Raw genomic sequence first — 23570 nt, forward strand, 5'->3', positions numbered from 1 at the left:
ATTCACTCCTCTAAAAATATTTCTATCTGCCATCAGGCAAAAATAATAAATTGCGACCTAAACGCCTATACCTATAAATTTTATTAAACAAATGATATTCAGTTAATTAATACTTGAAGATTATTTTAAGGTGGGTAAATAAGTAAGTGAATAATATTTCACAACTAATTAATAAACAATCATTTAAAGTAACCAAACATTTAATTGGTGGGTAGATAAAGTAGGTAGATGAAATCTTTACCTTTTGACACAAGATAAACCCCATAATTTGAGGTTTATCTTGCAACGATTGGTAATTGAATTTAGAATTCATTTGTCCCAATTATAGAAAATATTTGAGACATCTTTCGGTAAATTAAAAACTATTCTATAATCACGAACGCAAAAAATACTCATCTTACATACTGTTTATTTATATAAAACCTATATATTTGTTCATATTTTTACTTTGTTCACGAATAATGAACGTAAATAAATAATGAACATAAGGAGTTTTTACAATGAATGAAATAGATATTTTAAATAATGCGATTCATAATTTAGAGAAAAATGTTCCAATAAATTGGGACTGGAAAACTATTGATTATAATAAGGATAAAGAAGTTGATGGAGAATTAAGCATTATTGTAAACAATCAAAAAAAAATGTTTTTTGTTGATATAAAAAAAGATGTTAAAAATCATCAATTATTTAATATTCTTAATTATAAAAATAAATTCATCAATTTTTTATTGGTGGCAGAAAAATTATATCCAAAAGTTAAACAAGAACTTCGAGAAAATCGAGTAAATTATCTTGAGGGTAACGGGAATGTATATATTAATACGGATAATTTATTTCTATATATCGATACGAATGAAGTTACTAAAACCCAAAAGGAAAAAGGAAATAGAGCATTTACTAAAACGGGATTAAAAGTAATTTTTCATTTTCTATTAAAACCAAAATTAATCAATCAAACGCAACGAGAAATTGCAGAAGTAACTAATGTCGCATTGGGTAACATTCCTTTAATTATAAATGGGTTACTGGAAACTAATTTAATAGTAAGACTAAACAAAAATGAATTTGTAATCAATAATTATGAAGAATTACTAAACAAATGGATTGCAGAATTTGAACAAACTTTAAAACCTACTCTTTTTAAACAACGATTTAGATTTCAAAACAGAAATCAAGATTGGAGAACATTACAATTAAATATCGATAAAACAGTTTGGGGTGGCGAACCTGCTGGGGATATAATAACCAACCATTTGCGTCCAGAAAAATTTACTCTTTATACAAAAGAAACAACAAAAGAACTGATAATAAATTATAAACTGTTGCCAGATGACGAAGGAGAAATAGCGGTTTACGATATGTTTTGGAATAATGATTATGATACAAATACGGCACCAAAAGAATTAGTCTATACCGATTTAATGATTACTGATGACAAAAGATGTAAAGAAACTGCAAAATTAATTTTCAATGAATATATCGAACCAAACCTATAAAGAACTAGCCATACCATACTTCAAAGAAGTTTTTGATTGTATTGATGAAGTAATGATTAAACTAAATGTGCCTTATTATTTAATCGGGGCAAGTGCAGTAGCCTTAAACCTTTTAAGAGACGGTATTAAACCAAGTAGAGGTACAAAAGATATCGATTTTGCAATAATGATTTCCTCTATTCAAGAATTCGAATCAATTGTTGAAGAACTTGTTAAATTTGGTTTTAACAAAGTGCAAGCACCTTGGACACTTTACCATCCCAAATTTAATACTGTCATTGATTTATTGCCATTTGGTGAAATTGAAGAAAAATTCACTGTAAATTTCAATCAACGGAACACCTATTTACACGTATTAGGACTTACTGAAGTGTTGCAAGAACCAGAAATTATTAAGATAGAAGAAAAGTCTGTGCAAATTCCATCATTACCAGGAATGGTTATTTTAAAACTCATTGCTTGGAGCGATAGACCGGAAGATCGTGGTAATGATTTATATGACATTTTAAGAATTATAGAACATTATTTTGACTTAAATTTTGATGAAATAGTAGAACACCATTTTGATACTTTTCCGGATGACGATAAACTAGACCAGTTTAAAATTGCAGCAAGGGTATTAGGACGAAAAGCCAGTAAATTTTTAAGCGTTTCCAAAGCAATAAACGATAGAATCCTAAAAACTATAAATGAAAATGTTGTGAATGTCGAGAAGTCAGCAATCGCAAAACAATGGATTAGAGATAAAGATTGGGATTTAAAATATGCAGTTGAAATACTGGAGGAGTTAAAAAAAGGATTGACAGAAATAAAATAACTTTTAAATTTTTATAATAGCTGATAAATGAATTATAGAAATCAAGAAAATATTTTAGAAATCCAAGTCAAATTTAATTGACTAATTGAAAGATTATTGTATAATAATTTAAATAAACAAATTTCCTAAATAATTTAACTATGTGGAATGATAATGAAACGCATCAAGACTTAATTGATTTTAAATATTTAACAGACTCAGTTAATTTAATTATTAATAATGACAACCTAATACCATCAACAATAGGAATATATGGTGATTGGGGGAGTGGAAAATCAAGCTTAATGAAAATGATAGAACTCGAAAACACTAAACCAGATAATTTGATTATTAAATTTAATGGTTGGTTATTTGAGGGTTATGAAGATGCAAAAATTGCCTTACTCACAACTTTGATAGATGAAATCATTAAAAGTAGAACTTGGGATGAAAAAGCAAAAAAATATCTTTCAAGATTAGTTAAAAGAATTAAATGGCTAAAAGTAATAACAAAAGTGGGATCTATAGGTGTTAATACTTATATGGCAAACCAAACTAATTTTGATTTCACTAAAGTAGCAACTGATATATCAGCATTAGAAATAGATGATTACATAAAGGAGGTTGTGGACGAAAATCAATCTATGATTGATAAAGGCATCAGAGAATTTCATAAAGATTTCGAAAGTTTATTAAAGGAGACCAAACTTAAAAGGGTAATAGTTTTAATTGATGATTTAGACAGATGTAACCCAGATACGATTATATCTACCCTTGAAGCAATCAAACTATTTTTGTTTGTAGAAAAAAGTGTTTTTATAATTTCTGCTGACGAAAGATTAATAAATTATGCAGTTAAAAAAAGATTTCCCGAATTACCCTCAACTGACTATGATGTAAGTAAAGATTACATTGAAAAACTAATTCATTTTCCAATTAGAATTCCTTCTTTAAGCGAGGCAGAATACGAAGCATATATTAATTTATTATTTGCTCAATTACATCTTAATCCTGATGAATTTGAAAAATTAAGGAATAAAGTATTTACACAATCAATAGATGTAGATTTATCCGTTTGTAAATTAAGTAATGAAAATATTCAAAATATATTACCAAATGTTAGCGAACATATGAAAAAAGATTTCATACTTTCAAAACAAATTAATCCCATATTAGTGTCCGTTTTAAGCGGGAATCCAAGACAATGTAAACGCTTTTTGAATATGATGATGTTACGATTGAATATGTCAATTTCAAAAGGTGTTACTCTAAAAAAGAATGTTTTAGCAAAATTAATGCTTTTAGAATATTTCAAAACAGAATCTTTTAATAAACTAGTTAAAGCTTCTTATGAAGTAGAGGACAATATACTTTTACTTTTGGAGAATTCGACCAAACAAACTCCAAAATCATTTGAGAGTTGGAATTCTGATCCTTGGTTAAAAAAATGGATGTATATTGAACCTAAATTAGGTGAAGAAAATTTAAAATTATATTTCTATTTTACCAAAAGTAAAAATAATATTGAGTTTAATACAAATAAAAGGCTTTCAGAGGAAGCTAAAACAATTTTAAAAAATCTATTTGAAAGCGATTTAGTTTCTAAAGATGCCATTAGACAAAGTTCCCAGTTAAGTAATGTTGATAAAAATGCAATTTTTTCAGAATTAACTAATAAATTGATTACTGAAGAGGATTTATCTAAAAGAAGCAACTTAAATAAAATATTGGTTCTTTTCGTAAAACAAAACGATATTCTAATTTCAGAATATTGTGCATTTATGGAAAACATATCTGAAAGTATATTGATGCCTTCAAATGTACCCAACTTATTATCAATAACAAAGAATACTAATCATCAAGCATATGGAGTTACAATTTTAGAGAAATGGTCAAAATCTTCAAATACTACCTTGGCAACTGCTTCAAAAAACAAACTTAAATAAGTATGGGAACTTCAAAAGCAAATATAGGACCAGTAGGATATTCTAATCCAATCCAAGAATGGAATAATGATTCAGTTGGTGAATCAAGTGTCAACAATATTAATGATGAAGAAACAGGATCTGAACAAGAAGAAGACGACAAAGGAAATGAAGAACAAACTAGCACAAAATGGGGTGATGTAAAAAGAAGTTTTTCAGCTTTTACAAAGAATCCAACTAAAACAAACTATAAAAAATTTACTTCTAATTATAGAAAAGCATCTGGGGGCAACAAAAAGCTAACTAAATCATCCATTGGCGGAAGAAAAGGAGCTGTAATCTTATTAGATTTTTTCACTAATATACTAAATGATGGTTTTGAACAGACTTTAGAAAAATATAATATTGGAAGTTTAAAAGATTTAAAGGTTGAAGGAGCAATTAATAAAATTTCTGAACTATTTTCGAGTATAGATGGCACTGATGAGGGTAGTTCGGCTTCTGGGGCAGTAATTGAAACAATAAACAAACTTTATAATGATTATGCTGATAATCCTGAACTAATTAATAATCTTGAAATTGATACAATATCTGATTATTTAGAATTTTATATTACAACATATATTTTTGAAAGAATTTCAGTTGAAGTAACTAAATCATTAGAAAATGGTAACTTATCTGTAAAACAAGTAAATGATGTTGAAAGTCAATTAAAATCATTCATTGAAGCTGAAGTTAGTTTAAATTTTTCTCAAGTTAATTTCTCAACAATAGATATCAAAGCAAAAAATGAAATAATTAACCAAATATTTGATGAAGCTTATTCATTAATTTAATTATGAAAGTAACTGTAATCCTTAAAGAAAACAATAGAGACTTATTTTCACTGGCAGAAGAAAATACGTTTTATTTAGATTCAATTTTTACTGATCCAAAAACTTCTAAACTAAAGAACTCAATAGTAGAACACGATATTTATTCTTTTTTGACAAAAAAAAAGGATTTTAAATTATGTCCAAATGATTTAATAGGTGATTTTTCAAACATTGCAATTGCTGTCTATGCTATTGACCAAACGTGCAATAGGGCTAAATTTGGATATTATGGTTGGAGTAGATATATTAATTTACACATACCTGTTTATAATTGCAAAAAATGGAATGATGTCAAAGAAGAATTAGAAAACACATTGTCTTTTTTAAGTGGTGATAAATGGATATTAAATTTTAGAGAATGTTTAGAACCCTTTCCAAATTTTCTAACATCAGCATTTAGTCCAAAAAAAGTTTGTCTATTTTCTGGCGGTATGGATTCATTTATTGGTATTTGTGATTTAATTAGTAAAAATGATAGTTTAGCAACAGTGTCTCATCATAAAGGGGGAAATTCAGGAGAATTGTCATTACAAAAAAAAATCACGACACAGTTGAGTGAAAATAATAAAACAAAAAACATTCTTCCATATAATTTTTATGTTCAAGGAAAAAAGAATGATATTCTTACGGGTGAAAAAACACAAAGAGCAAGATCAATATTGTTTTTAGCATTAGCATCATTAGTTGCAAATACTTCAAGTAAAACAACTTCAATTGTAATACCTGAAAATGGTTTAATCTCATTAAATTTACCATTGACTCCAGCTCGTGGCGGAAGTCATAGTACAAAAACTACCCACCCTAAATTCATATCTTCTTTAAATACAATATTTAAAAAGATTGGTATTAAAAATATGATTGAAAATCCTTATCGATTCTTAACAAAAGGTGAAATGCTGACTAAAGTAAATTCTAATAAATTTGTAATAGAAAATATTAATTCAACATTATCTTGTTCGAAGCCTGGTTACTATGAACAATGGACTAGTAAGAGCGATATAGGTATAAAAAAACAATGTGGGCATTGTGTTCCTTGTATTATAAGAAGAGCTTCACTTTATTCTAATGGATTAGATAAATCAGATGAATATGTAAAAAATGTATTTAATACAGATGAAAAATATGATGACTATAACGCTTTCAAAATAGCTATTGGTCGTTTTTCAAATGTTGAAAAAATAAAATTAACTTTTTTAAAGTCTGGACATATGAATATATCAGAAAATGAAATTAAAAAATATATTAAAATGTATGATAGAGGCTTAAAAGAGGTTAGGAAATTTATTTTACAAAAATAGAAACCCATTATCTCATTCAGCTACACAAAACTTTCATTTAGTCCAAGTATTCCTAAACTCAAGTCTTTGTTTGCTTCATTTCACTAATTACGTTTCCAATAACGAGAATATTCTTTTTCGTTCGCTGGTAAAAAGGAAGTCTTACATTCCAATTGCCACTCCTTTGCCAATGCTCCAAAAGTTTTTGTACGCCCTAGAACGTTTTTATTTCAAAAGAAAATTTAATGGTAGGGCAACAAAAACTTTCCCCAAGCTGTGTTACATAATTGAGTATTATAGTTCATTACAAAGCTTTGTTATTGTTTTTTTAGTTTTTGCAATGAAGCTATAATATCATTTATGTAAAACAGCCGCTCCAGCCAACGCGCAAGGGGTTTGCTCCAGAACAACTTTTTGAGCAGCTCCCATCGCATCACCCAGCCGCTCAAAAAACCGTCCTTCACAAACCCCAATCATCGCTTCGATTCAACTTTATTATTAACAAGGATATTTTGTTCTCATAAGAACTTGTCAATGGTTTTAGCGACAAATCGCATAAATCGGTAGTGTTTGCATTGCTTTTATGAGTAAAAAAATGGCTTTAACCTGTAGTTGATTTGCCTATGGATAAAGCCATTTTTCTACCCATAAAAGCCAAAAAAAGCCAGCAAGAGTATGGTTTTTTATTTGCCAGAACTATCGAAGTAATTGTTTTCACGGTGGCCAAGATGCCATAGCAATTTCATAGAACATTCTTTGGTAATTGAAAATCTTATAATCCCAAGAACGTTTGTGGTATCAAGCCATCATAAAAACAATCAGAAACACCCCAGTAGGCAAATAAAAAACCACACACTTGCCTGCGCTACTGCCTCATCGCACTCGGATTTATTTTTTCATTGTTTTTGTAAGTGTAATAAATTGCTTTTCGAGTTCATTTCTAAAAATCACGATTTGGATAAAGCAATTTATTACACCCACAAAATCAACCCTAGGAAAGAGTATGAATTTTAAAACCAGAAAAATAATTGGAATGGATTTTTATATCTCTTTTTTCTGTTTTGAAAATTCATACCCTTTCTGAAGAACTTCCATCTTTCTAATCAATTTTTTTAGATCCCATTTCATAAGAAGTCTATCGGTCACGAGAAAAATAAAAAAATAAATAAAAAGAAAGTAAAGGTAAGTTCCGGTTTCAAGAAAAGAAAGTTCAAGCCCTACGGGTTTTCAAAAAAATCTCCACCCTACATTTTCCTTCGCATCAACACTTTTTTAAAATCAAAACTCCAATTCCGAACAACATTATCTTAAAAACCCGGGTAGTATTTTTTTGAAAAAACTTGCTTTTCTTGAAACCTCCACTTGAGAGATGACTTTCTTTTTTTTTCTTTTTTTTCTTTTCAAAAAATTTAATGGGTGCGGAGCGGAGCGAGGAACACTCAGTTTTTAAAGATAAAATTAAAAAAATGAAAGTATGTCAAATTTTTAAACCCGAAAGTATGCCCAATTTCATCATCAAAACACACCAAAAAGATACGCTGTATACAAAACCCCATTTGTTCATACTTAACAAAGGGATGAACAGCGGAAAGCCACAAAAAGAGCCATTTACAAACAGTTTTGTGGTCATTTTTCAAAACGTAGAAGATTGCGAGAGTATTTATTTTGTGGCTTACAGCTTATGGAAAACCAAGTTTTGGCATCCATTTTTAGTTGGTTCTGTAATTCCATTTTTGCGACTTCCAGATTTTGCAAAAGAATTCAATCCAAAAGCCAGTTTAATGATGCAGGAACACGAAGAACATCAAAAAAATGTGGCAGCTCTCAAACTTTTAGAGCAAAAAGAAAAGCAATTTCACGAAAACATCAACCTTATCAATGATTTAAGAAGGGTAATTCTTTATCGCTATTCCAAAAAATAAAAACCAATTTCGAACTTTAAATTTTCACTAATGAAACTATTTATTTTGTACCAAACAGACAATTGGAAATCCAAAGCATCAAGAGTGTGTTTTGGAGTTTTCGACACCAGAGCCAAAGCTATTGACAGCGCAAAATGGCAAGAATTATACAACCACAATTCAGAAGTGGTTGTTTTAGAAGTTACGCTTAATCTATTTGAAGAAGTTTAGTTTTTAGCCACAAAAAAAGCCCATTCCTTGCGGTTTGGGCTTCATTAATGTCTAATCCAAAGGTCACCACAACTAGAATTAGACTATTTTTTGTGCTTCTTAATGAAAATTTTGAGTACCAAAGATATTGTAAAACTGACAATCGCCCCAAGTGTGGCAAGAATTATAGTTTTTAGCACATCTTCCGAATGTAAGTTCGGCAAAACACTCAAAAATGTACCGCCAACGGTACCAATTACAGTTGAATTACTGTGTTCCATCGGCTTTTTCGGTTGTTAATTGGCTAACTGCCGAAATGATACCTCCAGCAACCGCCAAATAACCTGCTACCGAAGTAACAATGACTGGCAAAGTAACTGGTGCAGCCAAAATTGTCCCGCCAACGGTGGCCAATGCCAAACCAATATTTCGAAGCACTTTGAAAAATTTTGGAGTTGGAGCTTTCGCTCTTTTTATTACATTCATAAATTAATGAATTTAAGATTTAACAATCAATTCAACACTTTCGCCTTTATCCAAAGCTTTATAAACCAATTCTTTTAATTTGGCAAAAGCTTTTCGAGACATCAGACCTAAACCTGGTCCAGAAAGTTTCGTTACCGGAGCAATACAACCATTCAATTCTCGCAAAGCATTATTGGCAGGATGAAATAGAATTAAACTTCTGTTTTTTACTCCCAAAACCTCCAAATGCCATTGAAATTTCTTGCTGTATCGCTTTTTTATAAAATATTTCCCTTCCGGAATGCAGGAAACTTTCGTTTCGTTATTTTTCCAAGGCAATTCAATGGTATTACAGATGAATTTACCTTCACATTCGAGTCTACCATTCGTTCCATCGGGGAAATAAGTTCTAGTTATCGAGATAACCATTATACACCGCTATCTACTTTCACAATCGATAATGGATTGTATGAGCCGTTTTTCAACGCATACATTTGACCATTTACCTCTTGGTAAAATTCCACTCCCAAAGCTAAAAACAAAGGTTTGGTACTAGCAGGAGTTACAGGATTTGAATGATTAATAGCAACCGAAGGATTGATATTCCAAGGCAAAATAGCCGTTTCTGAATTTGTAGCAACAAAAGTTTCAGCTTCAAAATCAATTTCTGCTCCTGCAGAAATGATTTTATAATGAGTAGTTCCGCTAGGTGCAGCAATCATATTCAAAGGAACAAATGAAGCTAAATCAACAATAATATCACCCGTTACACGGTTGATAGTTGCCACAAAAGGAGCAAACAAGGTAGTACCTAGTTTTCCACCAATATTGAACTCAAAACCTGCTAAAAGTTCGGCTTCGCCATCAATTATATTTCGCAATCCTCTAACACTAGTGGTATCAGCTTGGATAACTTTAACCATTTGCTGTGTTAAACGACTAACCATTCTGCTGTCCGCAGAATTCAAAAGCAAGGCTCTAAATGTTGTTCTCAAAATCTTTCCCGCTTTTCCCGCTCGACCAAATTCAGAACCATTTTCACGTGTTCTTTGAAACGCAGGATCACTCGCAATTCTGCTCGCATCGATGCCACCTTTTTCACGTGCCAAATGACCATCTTTGGTTTTGTAAAAAGTAATATCTCCGATAGTACCTTTCAATTTAATTATGCCTTTCTGTCTTGCCATAATTTCTAAAATTTAGATTAATAATTACTCTAAATCATCTTTCTGTTGCAACATTTTCCGATTGATTTCGAAACAAATTTTAAGCTATTTAAGAACAATAAAAAGGGGGAAGTGTCCGATATGTCCTAAAACGACACAAATGACTCAATAGAGCATTAATAATCATTATTGAACGTCTTGAAATAATGATTAAATTGCACTAGTTTTAAAAAGAGTAGCAAGCTATCAGAAGTATAGCATAGCCGACTCAAAGCTATAGATAGAGTATGAAAATGCAAATTAAGAGAATATGCATCTATCCAAAAGACATTGAGTGCATCACAGGCAAGAGTTACAGACAAAGCACCAGAATGCTACAAGCAGTCAGAAAGAGCCTGAATAAGCTTGAAAATGAGTTAGTAACCATTGAGGAGTTCTGCCAGTATGCAGGTTTGAAAATTGAACAAGTAGAACCGCTAATTTTTGGATAAAAATGAAAAATCTAAAAACGGAGTATCAATCTCCTTTGAATCCCCAACCAGTTTAAAAACCAGTTCATTTTTTAGTATGAATTAATTGCACATACATTTGGTCAATACCTTATTAATCAGTAAATTTACATTATAAGATTTAGTGATATTTGTATCTGTTTAAAGGAGCAAAATCGAGACCCTTATGTTTTAGACTAATATAATTTATTATATATGAGTGCATTATGAGGAAAGTTCTAATCCCTCATCGCCCACAAAAAAACTCCATTAGAAATAATGGAGTTTTTTTATGCACTTTGGTTTCCTTACAACTCTTATTTATCAACCAGACAAATCAAAAAAGTAGTTTTTTCATTGTCATTTCTATACGCCAGATAACCGCCATGAGCTTCTACAATACTTTTGGATAGAGTTAGTCCAATTCCGGCTCCCTCATTTCGAGTGGTAAAAAACGGCAAGAATATTTTGCTTTCTATTTCCTTTTCGATGCCTTTTCCATTATCAGTAATCATGATAAAAGTTCTCTTTTCTTTGACTTCTGCTGAAATAACAATCTGTTTTTTTTCAGTATCCTTCAAAGCATAAATGCAATTCGTAAAAAGATTAATCAATACCTGTTCTATTTGTTGTGGGTCAATATTTAACCAGCGGTCGAAAGGAATCGTGTTTATGACTTCTATTTGTTCTTTTTTGAAGATTGGAGCCATAATTTGGAAACCGTTTTCAATCATTTTTAATAATTCCGTTTTTTCCTTTTTGGGAGAAGGCAACATAGCCAGTTTGCGGTAACTTTCTACAAATTGTTGCAAATGGTCGCTTCTCCTCAACATCGTGGCAACACTACTTTTCATATCGTCTAGATCTTCTGCCGAAATGATTTCTTGTTGAACCAAATCCTGTAGATTTTGGGAAAGTGATCGAATGGGAGTAATCGAATTTAAAAGCTCATGAGAGATCACTTTCATTAGATTGACCCATGCTTCTTTTTCTTTTTTCTCGATTACATTTTGAATGGATTCCAATAAAACGATACAATAATCCCGATTGTAAATTTCGCTTCTCGAAGTTTGCATTACAAATGTTTGGGTGTCTTGCTGATTCACACGTATCTCTAATGACGTTTTGATTTCCTGAAAACTCTGTTCTTCGATGATTTCACATAAGGAAGGCAAATGGCTTTTTAGATAGTTCCATTTGGTAACTTTTGGCACATCAAAATGTTTGGAGAAATAATCATTCATCAAAAAGATATTCCAATCATTTCCTTCTTTTTGCAGAATAATAATGCCTGTTTCGATATTATTTAAAATAGAACGGTAAATAATATCTTTTGAAACCTGTTCGTTTTCTTTGTTTTTGAGCGTTTCATACAACTTGAATAAGTTGGAATAATTTTGATACGATTTATGCTTTGAAAAATCTGAGGTGAAATCATTTTGCAAAATCGAAGTAATTGTTCTGTCGTAAATCAAAAAGGCATTTTTGACGTAAAAATACATTTCAACAACGAGTAAAAAAATGATTAGGAGACCAAATACAGCCGTAAAAACCAATCCTTTTTGAAAAAGGAAGATGGAAATTCCTGTACCGGAAAGAATAATAATCAATCGAAGAAAAAGGAGTTGGTAGGTTTTCAAGGATGTAAACATATTAATTGGTGCTAATGTTGTATTTTTCTAAACGACGGTATAATGAAGCTCTGGACAAGCCCAATTCCTCGGCAGTTTTACTGATATTGTTATTGTTCTTGAACAGTATTTTTTCGATGGCTGTTTTTTCGACAGCCGACAGCTGAATGTTATCTTGGTTTTCTTCGTAAGTGGTTATTTGTTCCAAATCCAAATCCGAAACGGTAATGTGATTGTTATCACAAAGGATCACGGCACGTTCTATCCGGTTTTCCATTTCCCGAATGTTCCCGTTCCAAGCGTGTTTTTCGATTTGTACCAATGCTTTTTCGTCAAAAATGATTTCGTCTCGCCCGTATTTTGTCATCATTTTTTGCAAAAGATAATGTGCCAAAGGAATTTTATCCTCGTTTCGCTCCCGCAATGGAGGCAAGACGATTTCCATGGTATTGATGCGATAATACAAATCTTCACGAAAGTTTTTGTCAGCTACTTCCTGTTTCAAATCTAGGTTGGTGGCTGTAATAATGCGAACATTCAAAGGTCTTGCTTTTGATTCTCCCAATCGGGTTACTGTTTTGGTTTGGATAACCTGCAAGAGCTTAGACTGTAAATGCAAGGGTACATTTCCAATTTCATCTAAAAAAACAGTTCCGTTTTGAGCCATTTCAAAACGTCCGGGAGTATCGATTTTGGCATCTGTAAATGCCCCTTTAGCATAACCGAATAATTCACTTTCAAAAATATTTGAATTCAACGAACCCAAATCAACATGAATAAAAGGACTGTTTTTTCTCTCCGATTGGCGATGGATATGATCTGACAAAACAAATTTACCGGTTCCGTTCTCGCCAAGGATTAAAACATTGGCATCCGTTTTTGCAACTTTATCAGCCAGAGAATAAGCCTTTTTTATGACATCTGAATTACCCACGAAAAAATCGTCAATACTCTCAATATTGTTTGGTTTCTTTTGTTCTTTGCGACTTTTATCAACAGCTTGTTTTACAACGCTGAGTAACTTTTCGTTTTCCCATGGTTTCAAAATATAATCAAAAGCACCCGATTTCAAACCTTCTACAGCCGTTTCAACCTTACCAAAAGCGGTCATCAAAATGACGACAGTTTTTGGCGAAAGTGTTTTTATTTCTTTTAATAAATACAAACCCTCTCTGCCGTCCTCAAATCCTATTCTGTAGTTCATGTCCAACAAAACGACGTCGATGATATTTTTTGCCAATAATTCAACCACATTTTTCGGGTTATTGAGCGTAAAAATGTTTTCAAAATGCTTTTTAAGAAGCATTTTGGAAGCAAAAAGAATATCTTCTTGATCGTCTATGATTAATATAGAGGCGCTGGTCTTTTTCATTGTTGTTCGGTTTCGGACAAAAGGTGTTCATTATCGAACACTTAAAAAATTTAGTTAAAAGTAAAAGCTTAAAAATAAGCAGATTAGGATGTTTAAATTCTTGGCACGATAATCTCTTTAGACTTATCAAATTATCAGAAATGGACACCATAATTACACGTAAAACTAACAAAAATAAGTATCTTTTAATCGGTTTGCCAATTATCTTACTCTTTGGGTATGTCATCTTTACTTCGGCAACCAAGAAAAGAAGTCTTACAATAAAGAAAGACGAAATCACGATTAAAACAGTTGAGAATGATTTTTTTGAAGATTTCATGTCTTTTCAAGCAAAAGCGGCTCCCTTACATTCAATGCTAATTAACATCATTGAAGGCGGAGCGGTTCAGGAAATATTTGTCGAAAATGGAGATAGGGTTACCAAAGGACAACCATTGGCACGATTATACAATCCTAATGCAGAACTGGCGTATATGCAACAGGAAACAGCCATCATTGAACAAATCAATAATTTGAATAAAGCCAAACTCGATTTGAGAAACCAGGAATTGAATTTAGGAAAAGATTTACTTTCAATAGAACACGATTATCTGGATGCCAAAAATTTATATGACTTAAACAAGAAACTTTTCGAACAGGAAATACTCTCTAATAATGAATGGGAAAAAACAAAAGAAAATTATCGCTTTCAAAAGGAACGAATGAGCATTATAAAGCAAAGTGTCAAAAAGGAAAAACAGGCAAATCAAATTCAAATAGGGCAACTCAATCAATCCATTACTATAATGGATAAAAGTCTCGACATCCTGAGAATCAACAAGAAAAATTTTTTAATTACTGCACCACTTTCAGGAAGGTTATCTTCTTTTGAACCAATTCTAGGAAAAACCTATGTACAAAACACAAGTATTGGAACTATTGATGACAGGAATGGCTACAAATTAGTGGCAGATTTAGATGAGTTTTATTTAGCTAGAATTGCTATAGGACAAAAAGGAGCGGTGGATTTTGATAATAAAATTATTGAAGTGCAAATAACTAAATTGAATCCCGAAATCAAAAACGGGCGGTTTCAAGTGGAATTGGATTTTGTTTCATCCAAAAAACTGGATTTAAGACAAGGATTGAGTTTTGGAGTGAAATTAAATCTGTCAGAAAAAACAAAAACAAAAGTACTTTCAAAAGGAAGTTTTTATGAAGAGACCAACGGGAAGTGGATTTTTGTTGTCAACGGAAACAAAGCAGAAAGAAGAAAAATTAAACTTGGAAGAGAAAATCCGCTATATTATGAAGTTTTAGGTGGATTGAAAGCGAATGAGAAAGTAATCACTTCTTCTTATAAAGATTATGCAGCCATTGAAGTTTTGAATTTGGATTGAAGTGGAAAAAAGCAAGAGGAAAGAATAATGAGAAAAATAAATAATTTATATAAAAGAACATCAATAAAAAAACGAATACTATTATGATTCAAATTAAAAACCTTTCAAGAGTTTTCAGAACTGAAGAATTGGAAACTAAAGCATTAAGTGAAATTTCATTATCCATCAAGCAAGGTGATTTTGTATCGATCATGGGGCCTTCGGGAAGTGGGAAATCAACTTTGTTGAATATAGTCGGATTGTTGGATAGCGCCTCTAGTGGAAGTTTTCAATTATTGAATCAGGAAATGATTGGACTAAAAGAGAAAGAAAAATCAAAAGCGAGAAAAGAAAATATTGGTTTCATTTTCCAGAATTTCAATCTGATTGACGAACTATCAGTATATGACAATATCGAGTTGCCCTTGATTTACAACAAAGTTTCTTCGGATGAGAGAAAGAAAAAGGTATTAGCAATTGCAGATAAATTAGGGATCTCGCACCGATTGAAGCATTATCCGCAGCAACTTTCCGGAGGGCAGCAACAACGTGTCGCCGTTGCCAGAGCCTTAATAAATGACCCTAAAATCATCCTTGCCGACGAACCAACAGGGAATTTAGACAGTAAAAACGGAAATGAAGTAATGGAGCTTTTGACTAACTTACATGTCAATGGAGCCACGATTCTGATGGTTACTCATTCGGATTATGATGCTTCCTTTTCTCAAAAAACTATTTTGATGAAAGATGGAATGATACTTTCGGAAAAAATGAATAATCATAATGTTGATGTTTTAATAAGCCAATAAATACTAAAGAAAGATGCTGAAAAATTGGACAAATATATTTTTATACCACATTAAAAAAAACACGCTTTTTTCGGCTTTGAATGTTTTAGGATTGTCCATAGGAATTGCAGGATTGATTTTTGCCACTCTATATTGGAATGACGAGCAAAGTTATAATGCCTGGAATCCTGAGAAAGATACTGTTTGTCAATCATTGACTGATGTTGGAAATAACACCATTTGGTCTAATAATTTGATTGCTTTTTTGATTGCTTTATTTCCGGTGTATTACTTACTCGATAAATGGTTCGAGAGTTTCGCTTATCGAATTGACATTTCAATCTATCCATTTATTATTGGCTTTATTGCCTTATTGTCATTGACCTTACTTGTAGTTCTTTCAAGAGCGTATCAAGCTACAAGAGTGGATGTTTTGAAATATTTAAAATATGAATAATTAAAAAGATTATAAACTTTTACTACAAACCAAACTTAAATAATGTTATTAAACTATATAAAAATATTCATCTATCATTTAAAGCAAAACAAATTGTTTTCATTTCTAAACATTTTTGGATTGGCCATTGGAATTTCAGGATTAATTTTCGCATTACTGTATTGGAATGACGAACAAAGTTATGACGCCTGGAATCCCGAAAAAGACAATGTGCATCAGGTTTTAATAGAGTTAACAGGAATGCCAGTTTTTTCAGATTGTGCTTTATTCCTAAAACCTATTTTAGATAAAGATGCTAATGTAGAAAAGATAGTTTATGCTGACAGCTGGTATCAAAAGGATAAAATTATCTACAAAGGCAAGAAAGAAATAGTTGATAAAATTATTAATGTTGAAGCTGATTTCTTTTCTCTTTTTCCATTTGAAATTATTAAGGGAAATGCTGTTTCGGCATTAAAAGATGATTCAAGTGCTGTTATTTCAGATGTTATTGCTAAAAGAGTCTTTGGTGATGAAAACCCAATTGGAAAACAAATAACATGTTTGGATCAAATGTTTGTAGTACGCGCTGTGTATCATATTCCAGGGAATTCTTCAATTGCTCCAGATGTTGTAATGAATAAAATGAAAGAGTTGACGAGTGGGAATACGACATCTCCTTTTGTCCTTAAATTACTTTTAAAAGTTAAAGATCCGTCAAAAATTGAGAATACTCGAAAGAGCTTGGAAAGAATGTATAATGGCGATTTTATTAAAAGAATAGCTAAGGAGGCAGGGTTTACTCCTGAGGTAATGGCTAAGAAAATAGGTCATTTTAATGTAGTTATAGAGCCACTTTCAGAAGCGAGATTACATTCTATTGCAGATGGATATCCTGAAGGCAGAGGAAATTATCAGTTTTTGTTGATTATGGTCGGGTTATCTGTTTTAATACTCATTCTTTCGATTGTAAATTATATCAATTTGGCTACAGCTAATGCAGTTAAACGTGCTAAAGAAGTTGGTGTTCGTAAAGTTGTGGGTGCTTCAAGAAGTACTATTGTTATTCAATTTATTTTTGAAACTGCTCTAATAAGTTTGTTTTCGATTTTACTAGCATTGGTTATTGTTGAGTTGACTTTGCCGTATTACAATGATTTTTTAAATAAGAGTTTACGAATAATTGGCAGTCAGTTTTATCTGCAATTAATTCTGATTTTCTGTATTACAGTTTTGGTGGCAGGAATACTTCCAGCCGTTTATGTTGCTAATTTCGAAACTTTAAAAGTTCTGAAAGGTAATTTTGGAAGAAGTAAAAACGGAATCTGGTTGCGTAACGGAATGTTGATTTTCCAGTTTACAGTGGCTACTTTCTTTATTGTTGGTTCTTATATTGTGTATCAGCAAATCGATTATCTAACCAATAAAGATTTAGGTTTTAAAGGAGATCAAGTGATTGAAATTAATTTGAATTTTCCTAATTCGGATTATGAAGTGGAAAACGTAGGGCAAAACATCTACAACAAATACAGTACAATAAAACAAGAACTGGCTAAAATAAAAGGGGTAGAACAAGCTTCTACAGGATTGATTTCATTTGATGGTTCAGATGATTCATTAGGAGGTGTATTGTACAATGATGAACTTTTTAAAGCACGAACAATTGCAGTTGATTTTGGTATGTTCGAAATGATGAAAATAGAAGTAGTTAAAGGAAGGTCTCTTGATCAGAAACATGCTTCGGATACTATTACTTCTGTGGTGATTAATGAAACAGCACAAAAGTTGATGAACATGAAAGAGCCTATAGGAAAAGAACTAATTATCAAACAAAGAAAATTAAAAATCATAGGAGTTGTTAAAGATTTTAATTTATTAAGTCCTGAAGTAGAGGTGTCAGGGATGTATTTCTATCATCTTAAAACGGTAGATATTGCTCAAAATATCAATAAGGTTTTCGTAAAACTAAAATCGGATAATATTGAAAATACAATTGCTGATATCGAAACATTATGGACTAAGGTTGATACCGAATATCCTTTTAAATATGATTTTGTAGATAAGCAATATGCAAGAACGTATGAAGCTTACGTAAAACAAAAGAATCTTTTTTCGCTATTGAATGTGGTTGTGATTAGTATAGCACTTTTCGGGTTATTTGCCTTAGCATCATTTTCTATACAAAGACGCATGAAAGAAATTGCAATCAGAAAAACGCTTGGAGCTGAAACAAATACGCTATTAAAGGAATTATCAAAACAGTATATTTTGTATTGTATAATTGGCTTTTTAATTGCCTTATTTCCTGTGTATTATTTATTAAATCTATGGTTAGAAAATTTTGCCTTTAGGATTGATATCACTGTATCCCCATTTATTTTAGGATTCCTAATTCTATTGGTTTTAACGCTAACCATCGTATTGTCTAGAGCTTATCAAGCAACAAAAACTGATGTTTTGAAATATTTAAAATATGAATAGAAAAAGAGTATTAACAGTTGTCTTTTTAGCATTTTGTACTTTTGTAAGCGGTCAAGAAAATTCTTGGTCCCTTACAAAATGCTTTGAAACTGCTTTACAGAATAACATTGAAATAAAAATTAGACAGTTAGAAATAAAAAGAACTCAGAAGTCACAAAACTCTGTTTTAAATAGAATGTTACCCACCGTAAGTTTATATGGAGAGCAACGGTATAGTTTCGGTTCTACCATTGATCCTTCAACTAATGGAAGAGTAAGTTCAAACATTCAGAATGATAATTTTTATATAAATACAAGAACAAATTTGATTGATTTTAGTGCTTTTGTAAATGCTAAAAAGGATAAAATTAGTATTGAAATCGCTAAAGCGGAAAAAGAAGTCATTGAAAACGAATATAAATTACAACTTTTAGATAGTTATTATCAGACGCTTTATACACAGGAATTAATAAAAATTCAGAAAGAACAATTGAAACAAGCTTCTTTCAATCTAGACCGAATTTCTAAAGAAGTTGCTATTGGAAGAAAGCCTCAAAGTGATTTATACGATATGCAATTGAGTTTTTCAGAAGAGGAAAACAGTTATTTAGAAACGCAACAACTCTACGGCATACAGAAAATGCAATTGTTTCAGTTGATAAATGTTTCGAATGTTGCAACGGATGCAGTTACTTTAGAAATTTATTTTGATGAAAATACTGCAGATACCATTAAAAAAACTAATTCAAATCCAAAAATAAAACTGGCTGAATTTCAGTATCAAAATAGTCTAAAATCCATTCATTTAGAGAGAGCTAATAATTTACCAGTATTATCAGCCTATTATGGGTATTCGACCTTTTATTATAAAAATATAAAAGAAGGAAGCGATTTTTCTGATTCTTTTTCAACTCAATTATCGGATAATAAGAATCAAGAAGTGGGAATGCAGTTAATGATTCCTATTTTTAACGGATTTAGAAACAACAAAAAAATAATTGCATCAAAAATTGAAAGTGAGAAAGTAAAACTAGTTATTGATCAAGAAAAACAAGAGTTGGATAAACAAGTTGCATTAGAGGAACAAAATAAAAAGAATTGTTTACAACTTCAGCATAAATTGATGGAGAAGCAAAAGTATGCAAAAGCTTCTCTTGCCACTATGCAAGCTAAATTTATAAGCGGAAAAGTGGAAGCCATTTTATATTCTTCGGTAAAAAACCAATCTCTTTCGGCTGATTATGAAGTATTGAAAAACAGTCTTCAATTACAATATGTTGACCTGAGAATAAATTTGTTAAAAAATGATAATTTTTAGCATTAATCCAATGTTAAAGCACCCAGGATTTCTTCGGATAAAAAGGGGCCTCCGGGATATGTAGCAGTGTAATCAAGGTTTAACCAAACTTGTCCTCGCTCATCTATATGATAATGCAATTGTTTTTCATTGCTTTCACTTGGAAACAGAACATTCTTAATTAGAAAGTTTACTTTTTCTAAATCTATGAGAGAACCAATTAATATTTCGGGATAAATGTGTCCCTTTGTATGAATTAATCTTGGAGTTCCTCCAATTGATTTTATACTAGCGGCCATTAAAATGGAATGATCGTCACAATCTCCTGAAAAATATAGCAATGATTCACTGGCAGTTGCAATATAATCGCCTTCTTTTGGGTCACTCACATAATTCCAGCGGTGATTTATTTCTTTAAATACTGCAAAACATTGAATAATGCTTCTGTAATCAGAATATCCTTTTATGTTCTTGAAATGCTTTGAAGTAGCCATAACCGCAAAATTCCTGATTTTTGGATTCTGATATTCTATAGCATTAATGATTTTTGATTTATTAGGAAAAGGAAGTAGTTTGGCAATAATAATATCTTGTGGATATGGATTGTCAGACATGGAATACATCATTGAATTGTAATCTTCAAAAACACTGTTGAAACCGTAATTACCTATCACTGAGCCGTAAAGTAAAACTAATAAATATAATACAATACAAATGAGAATAATCGTTCTGAGGAATCGAAGGATAATTTGAATGGCAACTACCATCACAATAAACAGAACTATTCTGTCAATGTTCAAAAACCAATTGGGATTGATTAAGTTTTGATGCACAATTATAAAAACCGGAATAGCAATCAATATATTCAAAACAAAAATAATAACGTCGTCCCAGGGTTTTTTGACCTGAAATTTTTGTTTAATACCTTGAAAATTAATTTCTTTTATTTTTATCATAGTAGCATAAAAACAATAATCTAGACTGTTTTTACAATTTCTTCAAAAGTACCTTTTTTATCGATAATTTTAAGTTGAAAAAGTTGATTTTGAACTTTGTTTAACATTTTTTCGGTTAATGGTTTTTGGGACCATTGGGTTAGTGACAACCATTCTTGAATATCCTCCATTTTTTGATTGTAATTTGAAGCCAAAGTTTTGTCAATACTCGGAATATCTTTGAATTCAAGCGTTGCTTGATTAATTATTTCAAGAATTTTTGAAATAGTTTTTGGATCTTTTTTCAAAATTTCATCACGCACTGCAATGACAAAACAAGGCCATGGCGTTGGACAATCTGCAATTCTGCGAAAAATTCCTTTATCAACTAAAGGTTTTGTCATGAAACGTTCCCACATAAAATAATCGGCAGTTCCATTGGTTAAAGCTTCAACGGCACCATTAATGGTATTCACAATTTCAAACTGGAGATTATCCGTTTTCCAACCTTGATTATCCGCATTGACATATGCCATTAATTGTGAACCAGAACCTAATCTGGAAATGGCAACTTTGGTATTTTCTAGATCAGCTAATGTCTTATAATTAGATTTTGCCGCCACGTGAATCCCCCAAATTAAAGGGCTTTCCACATACACCTGAACAATTTTGCTTGGATTTCCCGCAATAATATCTTTTACGATTCCTTCAGTCAGGATTACGGCGATATCAGTCTCGCTATTCCGAAGCATTTGGCACATTTTTCCGGTTCCTTCAGGAACATTAGTCCATTGTAAATCGATGTTTTCTTTTTCAAAATCTCCGTTTTCTATCGACAAATGCCAAGGAAGATTAAAATGTTCCGGAACGCCTGCTATTTTTATTGTTGTCATTATAGATTAGGATTTTTTAATTCATACCAATTCCAAGAAACGTTATCCTCTAGATATTGTTCTGTTAAAACCATTCCGATTTTTTGTAAAATTTTATTAGATACAATATTATCCGTATGAGCCGCTGCACTCATAATTTTGATTTTCATTACATTAAAACCATAATCTAACCATGTAAAACTTGCTTCACTTGCGTATCCTTTTTTCCAAAATTTTTCGTTTAATCGATACCCAATATCATAAAAATTAATTTTATTATTTACAATTTCGGTGTTGTATTTTAATCCGGCCCAACCGATTAATTCATTGGTTTCTTTTAAAATAACAACAAATCTTCCAATGTTATTCTGAATGTATTGTTCTCTAACAAATTCTATATAGGAATGTACTTCGCTAATTTCAGTTAAAGGTTTGTTCCAAAGATATTGATGTACATTAGGATTTCTGTCCATTTCAAATAAAGCTTCAGCATCTGATAAAAGCATTTCTCTTAAAACTAATCGATCGGTTTCTAAAATAAGATTCATGATATTTACAAAAAAAGTTGATGGTTAACGATTTAGCCCTGATCGAAACGGCATCCTTTTGTGCTCATTTTTTTTGAGTACAAAAGATACAGTGTAGAGCAGGAATTAGCTCCTAAAATTACACATTAATATCTTTAAAATTATTCAATCTCGCGTAACGAATCATATTGGTAAACGCTACTTGGTCCAGTTTTGGTATTTCCAGAATGGAGTTCAATAAAGTCGTATCATATTCATTGGCTTCGGTTACGAGATACGGTTTTAAATGCTTACCAATGCTCTCGTAATACAATTTTTCGATGGTGTTTTTGTATTTAAAATCTAATGAGCTTTGGATTAAAGTAAAATTAGTGTATCCCACTTCCTTCATTATCAACTGCAATCCTTTTACGATATTAAAACTTTTATCGTTTACAATGTTAAGCTGTTGTATGTCTTCCCTTTCGAAAGTATTTACGATTACTTTTGCTACATAATCAACCGGAATTATGTTTAATCCGGTCTTTTCATTGATGATAAAACGTACATTTTCCTGTTCGTTTTTTCTTTGAGCGGTAAAGTGAAAGAATTTAGCCAAAAGATAAAAAACCATGTATTTTGAAATAAAATAATTACTTTCTTTTCCCAGCATTTTTCCGCCAATAACACTTGGACGCAAGATTTGATACGGTAATCCCAAAGATTTGCATTGTTTTACAACAAAGTTTTCCGAGTGGAATTTGGCATTTTCATATGCGTTTCGATGCTCAGGAATAAAATCTAAATTATGAAAATCATTATCAATAAGTCCTTTTCTTTCCCCCGATGAAAAAGCGGTGCTGATGTAAATAAACTTTTTTATAAAAGGATGAAATAGGTTGAAAAGGGATTTTGTAATTTTAGTATTCTCATCAAAAATTTTCTCCCGTTGCTCTTCATCTGTGGACAAATTCACGTATCCTGCAGAGTGAATAAAATAAGCATCTTTTATCTGGCTTGAAAAAGTATCTTGGATTACAGCTAAATCCGTATCGATGATTTCGATGTATTCGTGCAATTTTGTTATTCCTTTGTCTTTTATAATTTTAGGAGTATAATTGCTGGATAAGAGTTCGTTTATTCTATCTAAGGCAGAGTTTTTTCCTTTATTTCTTGCAATAATAAAAAGTTTTCCCTCGATTTTCTTATTTATAAAAAGTTCCAGAATTTCATACATAATATGAGAACCTAAAACTCCTGTAGCACCTGTAAGTATTATTTTCATTATTGGTATTGTTGTAAAAGCAAAGGTA

At 31.3% G+C, this 23570-nt stretch carries 21 protein-coding genes; 12 read left to right on the plus strand and 9 right to left on the minus strand.

From position 1 onward, the window contains the following. Positions 1–500 precede the first annotated feature (500 nt). The 7 genes from FNW38_RS14545 (at position 501) to FNW38_RS14575 (ending at position 8504) form a co-directional block, all read left to right on the plus strand. A complete protein-coding gene (locus FNW38_RS14545; RefSeq protein ID WP_143388538.1) occupies positions 501–1499 on the plus strand; it encodes a type IV toxin-antitoxin system AbiEi family antitoxin in 999 nt (332 codons plus the stop codon). Beyond that, a complete protein-coding gene (locus FNW38_RS14550) occupies positions 1474–2316 on the plus strand; it encodes a nucleotidyl transferase AbiEii/AbiGii toxin family protein (RefSeq protein WP_143388537.1) in 843 nt (280 codons plus the stop codon). Before FNW38_RS14545 ends, FNW38_RS14550 begins: the two co-directional genes overlap by 26 nt. A 140-nt stretch (positions 2317–2456) precedes the next feature. Beyond that, the gene (locus FNW38_RS14555) at positions 2457–4241 is read left to right on the plus strand and encodes a KAP family P-loop NTPase fold protein (protein WP_143388536.1); all 1785 of its coding nucleotides are present in this window, start codon (positions 2457–2459) and stop codon (positions 4239–4241) included. A gap of 2 nt (positions 4242–4243) precedes the next feature. Next, entirely contained in the window at positions 4244–5056 is an 813-nt protein-coding gene (locus FNW38_RS14560; protein WP_143388535.1) for a hypothetical protein, read from the plus strand. Positions 5057–5058: 2 nt separating this feature from the next. Next, positions 5059–6393, plus strand: coding sequence for a Qat anti-phage system QueC-like protein QatC (qatC, locus tag FNW38_RS14565; RefSeq protein ID WP_143388534.1), 1335 nt, complete (start codon positions 5059–5061; stop codon positions 6391–6393). 1445 nt (positions 6394–7838) lie between these two features. Then, positions 7839–8294 carry a DUF6943 family protein gene (locus FNW38_RS14570; RefSeq protein ID WP_235890212.1) on the plus strand — a complete coding sequence of 152 codons (456 nt, stop codon included), beginning with the start codon at positions 7839–7841 and terminating at the stop codon, positions 8292–8294. 30 nt (positions 8295–8324) lie between these two features. Continuing rightward, positions 8325–8504 (plus strand): hypothetical protein, encoded by a 180-nt coding sequence (locus FNW38_RS14575; protein WP_103725652.1) that lies wholly within the window; start codon positions 8325–8327, stop codon positions 8502–8504. 246 nt (positions 8505–8750) lie between these two features. Here the strand turns inward: FNW38_RS14575 and FNW38_RS14585 are convergent, their stop codons facing one another. The 5 genes from FNW38_RS14585 to FNW38_RS14610 all read right to left on the minus strand — a co-directional run bounded on the left by FNW38_RS14585 (position 8751) and on the right by FNW38_RS14610 (position 13605). After that, on the minus strand, positions 8751–8969 hold the full coding sequence (locus FNW38_RS14585; protein WP_143388532.1) for a hypothetical protein: 219 nt from the start codon (positions 8967–8969) through the stop codon (positions 8751–8753). 12 nt (positions 8970–8981) lie between these two features. Then, positions 8982–9377 (minus strand): DUF5675 family protein, encoded by a 396-nt coding sequence (locus tag FNW38_RS14590; protein ID WP_143388531.1) that lies wholly within the window; start codon positions 9375–9377, stop codon positions 8982–8984. Further along, positions 9377–10135, minus strand: a complete 759-nt coding sequence (locus FNW38_RS14595) for a hypothetical protein (RefSeq protein ID WP_143388530.1) — start codon at positions 10133–10135, stop codon at positions 9377–9379. Before FNW38_RS14595 ends, FNW38_RS14590 begins: the two co-directional genes overlap by 1 nt. Before the next feature lie 784 nt (positions 10136–10919). After that, on the minus strand, positions 10920–12254 hold the full coding sequence (locus FNW38_RS14605) for a sensor histidine kinase (protein ID WP_143388528.1): 1335 nt from the start codon (positions 12252–12254) through the stop codon (positions 10920–10922). Between the two features lies 1 nt (position 12255). Beyond that, positions 12256–13605 carry a sigma-54-dependent transcriptional regulator gene (locus FNW38_RS14610; protein ID WP_143388527.1) on the minus strand — a complete coding sequence of 450 codons (1350 nt, stop codon included), beginning with the start codon at positions 13603–13605 and terminating at the stop codon, positions 12256–12258. Positions 13606–13745: 140 nt separating this feature from the next. Here FNW38_RS14610 and FNW38_RS14615 point away from each other — a divergent pair, with 140 nt between their 5' ends. The 5 genes from FNW38_RS14615 to FNW38_RS14635 all read left to right on the plus strand — a co-directional run bounded on the left by FNW38_RS14615 (position 13746) and on the right by FNW38_RS14635 (position 19965). After that, a complete protein-coding gene (locus FNW38_RS14615; protein WP_143388526.1) occupies positions 13746–14984 on the plus strand; it encodes an efflux RND transporter periplasmic adaptor subunit in 1239 nt (412 codons plus the stop codon). Positions 14985–15067: 83 nt separating this feature from the next. After that, positions 15068–15772, plus strand: coding sequence for an ABC transporter ATP-binding protein (locus tag FNW38_RS14620; protein WP_143388525.1), 705 nt, complete (start codon positions 15068–15070; stop codon positions 15770–15772). Between the two features lie 13 nt (positions 15773–15785). Further along, on the plus strand, positions 15786–16208 hold the full coding sequence (locus FNW38_RS14625) for a hypothetical protein (RefSeq protein ID WP_143388524.1): 423 nt from the start codon (positions 15786–15788) through the stop codon (positions 16206–16208). A gap of 42 nt (positions 16209–16250) precedes the next feature. Continuing rightward, the gene (locus FNW38_RS14630) at positions 16251–18668 is read left to right on the plus strand and encodes an ABC transporter permease (protein ID WP_143388523.1); all 2418 of its coding nucleotides are present in this window, start codon (positions 16251–16253) and stop codon (positions 18666–18668) included. After that, positions 18661–19965, plus strand: a complete 1305-nt coding sequence (locus FNW38_RS14635) for a TolC family protein (RefSeq protein ID WP_143388522.1) — start codon at positions 18661–18663, stop codon at positions 19963–19965. Before FNW38_RS14630 ends, FNW38_RS14635 begins: the two co-directional genes overlap by 8 nt. A 2-nt stretch (positions 19966–19967) precedes the next feature. Here FNW38_RS14635 and FNW38_RS14640 read toward each other — a convergent pair whose 3' ends face one another. The 4 genes from FNW38_RS14640 to FNW38_RS14655 all read right to left on the minus strand — a co-directional run bounded on the left by FNW38_RS14640 (position 19968) and on the right by FNW38_RS14655 (position 23542). Continuing rightward, positions 19968–20900, minus strand: a complete 933-nt coding sequence (locus FNW38_RS14640) for a transglutaminase (RefSeq protein WP_143388521.1) — start codon at positions 20898–20900, stop codon at positions 19968–19970. Positions 20901–20920: 20 nt separating this feature from the next. Next, positions 20921–21772 carry a substrate-binding domain-containing protein gene (locus FNW38_RS14645; protein ID WP_143388520.1) on the minus strand — a complete coding sequence of 284 codons (852 nt, stop codon included), beginning with the start codon at positions 21770–21772 and terminating at the stop codon, positions 20921–20923. Further along, the gene (locus FNW38_RS14650; RefSeq protein ID WP_143388519.1) at positions 21772–22299 is read right to left on the minus strand and encodes a GNAT family N-acetyltransferase; all 528 of its coding nucleotides are present in this window, start codon (positions 22297–22299) and stop codon (positions 21772–21774) included. Before FNW38_RS14650 ends, FNW38_RS14645 begins: the two co-directional genes overlap by 1 nt. A gap of 118 nt (positions 22300–22417) precedes the next feature. After that, entirely contained in the window at positions 22418–23542 is a 1125-nt protein-coding gene (locus FNW38_RS14655; protein WP_143388518.1) for an SDR family oxidoreductase, read from the minus strand. Between the last annotated feature and the right edge of the window lie 28 nt (positions 23543–23570).

This window comes from Flavobacterium gawalongense (assembly GCF_007097265.1).
GTDB classification, from domain to species: Bacteria; Bacteroidota; Bacteroidia; order Flavobacteriales; family Flavobacteriaceae; genus Flavobacterium; species Flavobacterium gawalongense.

Excerpts from the sequence above, each read along its gene's own strand:
- FNW38_RS14545 (WP_143388538.1), top strand. The coding sequence starts at position 501 with ATGAATGAAATAGATATTTTAAATAATGCGATTCATAATTTAGAGAAA.
- FNW38_RS14550 (WP_143388537.1), top strand. The coding sequence starts at position 1,474 with ATGAATATATCGAACCAAACCTATAAAGAACTAGCCATACCATACTTC.
- FNW38_RS14555 (WP_143388536.1), top strand. The coding sequence starts at position 2,457 with ATGTGGAATGATAATGAAACGCATCAAGACTTAATTGATTTTAAATAT.
- FNW38_RS14560 (WP_143388535.1), top strand. The coding sequence starts at position 4,244 with ATGGGAACTTCAAAAGCAAATATAGGACCAGTAGGATATTCTAATCCA.
- qatC (WP_143388534.1), top strand. The coding sequence starts at position 5,059 with ATGAAAGTAACTGTAATCCTTAAAGAAAACAATAGAGACTTATTTTCA.
- FNW38_RS14570 (WP_235890212.1), top strand. The coding sequence starts at position 7,839 with ATGAAAGTATGTCAAATTTTTAAACCCGAAAGTATGCCCAATTTCATC.
- FNW38_RS14575 (WP_103725652.1), top strand. The coding sequence starts at position 8,325 with ATGAAACTATTTATTTTGTACCAAACAGACAATTGGAAATCCAAAGCA.
- FNW38_RS14585 (WP_143388532.1), bottom strand. The coding sequence starts at position 8,969 with ATGAATGTAATAAAAAGAGCGAAAGCTCCAACTCCAAAATTTTTCAAA.
- FNW38_RS14590 (WP_143388531.1), bottom strand. The coding sequence starts at position 9,377 with ATGGTTATCTCGATAACTAGAACTTATTTCCCCGATGGAACGAATGGT.
- FNW38_RS14595 (WP_143388530.1), bottom strand. The coding sequence starts at position 10,135 with ATGGCAAGACAGAAAGGCATAATTAAATTGAAAGGTACTATCGGAGAT.
- FNW38_RS14605 (WP_143388528.1), bottom strand. The coding sequence starts at position 12,254 with ATGTTTACATCCTTGAAAACCTACCAACTCCTTTTTCTTCGATTGATT.
- FNW38_RS14610 (WP_143388527.1), bottom strand. The coding sequence starts at position 13,605 with ATGAAAAAGACCAGCGCCTCTATATTAATCATAGACGATCAAGAAGAT.
- FNW38_RS14615 (WP_143388526.1), top strand. The coding sequence starts at position 13,746 with ATGGACACCATAATTACACGTAAAACTAACAAAAATAAGTATCTTTTA.
- FNW38_RS14620 (WP_143388525.1), top strand. The coding sequence starts at position 15,068 with ATGATTCAAATTAAAAACCTTTCAAGAGTTTTCAGAACTGAAGAATTG.
- FNW38_RS14625 (WP_143388524.1), top strand. The coding sequence starts at position 15,786 with ATGCTGAAAAATTGGACAAATATATTTTTATACCACATTAAAAAAAAC.
- FNW38_RS14630 (WP_143388523.1), top strand. The coding sequence starts at position 16,251 with ATGTTATTAAACTATATAAAAATATTCATCTATCATTTAAAGCAAAAC.
- FNW38_RS14635 (WP_143388522.1), top strand. The coding sequence starts at position 18,661 with ATGAATAGAAAAAGAGTATTAACAGTTGTCTTTTTAGCATTTTGTACT.
- FNW38_RS14640 (WP_143388521.1), bottom strand. The coding sequence starts at position 20,900 with ATGATAAAAATAAAAGAAATTAATTTTCAAGGTATTAAACAAAAATTT.
- FNW38_RS14645 (WP_143388520.1), bottom strand. The coding sequence starts at position 21,772 with ATGACAACAATAAAAATAGCAGGCGTTCCGGAACATTTTAATCTTCCT.
- FNW38_RS14650 (WP_143388519.1), bottom strand. The coding sequence starts at position 22,299 with ATGAATCTTATTTTAGAAACCGATCGATTAGTTTTAAGAGAAATGCTT.
- FNW38_RS14655 (WP_143388518.1), bottom strand. The coding sequence starts at position 23,542 with ATGAAAATAATACTTACAGGTGCTACAGGAGTTTTAGGTTCTCATATT.